Below are 983 nucleotides of genomic sequence, written 5' to 3'. Positions count from 1 at the left end.
ATACCCGTTGTGCATTTTAAATAATACTTACTTTTAAGTTATTAATATTTCTATTGAAGTAAGCTTTGTTTATAAATTGCACCACGGTTAAAGCTGTTATTTTAGCTAATAATCTGGTTTTAAAGCCTTCAAAACTCTTTGCATAATTGCGTCTAATCATAAATTGGTCGCAAAGTTGTGAGAAAAGTGTCTCAATTCTTTTACGTTGTTTTTTGAAAAGATAAAACTGTGGTTTATAATCTTTTTGATTCACTCTTTTAGGTGTTTCCAATTCAATGTGTGCGTAATTGAACAAATCAATTTGAATTTCAGACGATAAATATCCCTTATCACCAAGTAAGGTACAATCTGATAATTGTTCTCTAATATCTTTTAAATAATGAATATCATGAACAGAAGCGGGACTTAAATCTACACTCTGAAAAACGCCTTTTACAGAGCAGACTGCATGAAGTTTATAACCATAGAAATGCATTTGTTGAGAGGCACAAAACCCTCTGTTTGGATAACAATATTCAGCATCTTTACAGATTTTTGAAGTGTTGCTTCTGGAAAGTTTGCAAACCTCCACAGGCATACTGTCAATAATGAATAGCTTCTCAAATTCATTAAAACTTCTTGCCAGCTTCAATCGTATTTCATTAATCTTACCAGCCAATCTACGTTTCCGTCGATTATAGACACTCCGATCTATTTTTTGTCCAAGTGTATCAGGTATGTGGCGAAAAAGATGGTTTTCACTATCAATCCCCATAAATTCAGCAGTTAGAACAAGACTAATCAATTCCAAATCTTTTAGTTTTGGCACTCGTCTTTGGTAAGATAGAAGATTTTCACTTGATATTTTTCTTAAAACTTCCAAAATTCTTTCGTAATTTGCTTGCAAGTTGTTCATTGTAAATGTTTTGCGGTAAAAACAATTTACTGATTTTCAATCGAATGAACAACTTTATTCTTTTTATTCATAATGCACAATGGGTTTA

At 31.6% G+C, this 983-nt stretch carries 1 protein-coding gene; it reads right to left on the bottom strand.

Annotation, left to right across the window (positions count from 1 at the left end; translation table 11 throughout):
* Positions 1 to 16 precede the first annotated feature (16 nt).
* Positions 17 to 895 carry an IS982 family transposase gene (locus AC07UM_RS23740; RefSeq protein WP_494685207.1) on the bottom strand — a complete coding sequence of 293 codons (879 nt, stop codon included), beginning with the start codon at positions 893 to 895 and terminating at the stop codon, positions 17 to 19.
* Positions 896 to 983: the final 88 nt, after the last annotated feature.

This window comes from Chryseobacterium sp. GW821-FHT04C04 (assembly GCF_059420365.1).
The sequence above is the reverse complement of the archived record's forward strand: the minus strand, read 5'-3'. Positions and strand labels throughout refer to the sequence as shown.

Bases quoted from the DNA above. Each gene is read 5' to 3' on its own strand.
- AC07UM_RS23740 (WP_494685207.1), bottom strand. From the start codon at position 895: ATGAACAACTTGCAAGCAAATTACGAAAGAATTTTGGAAGTTTTAAGA.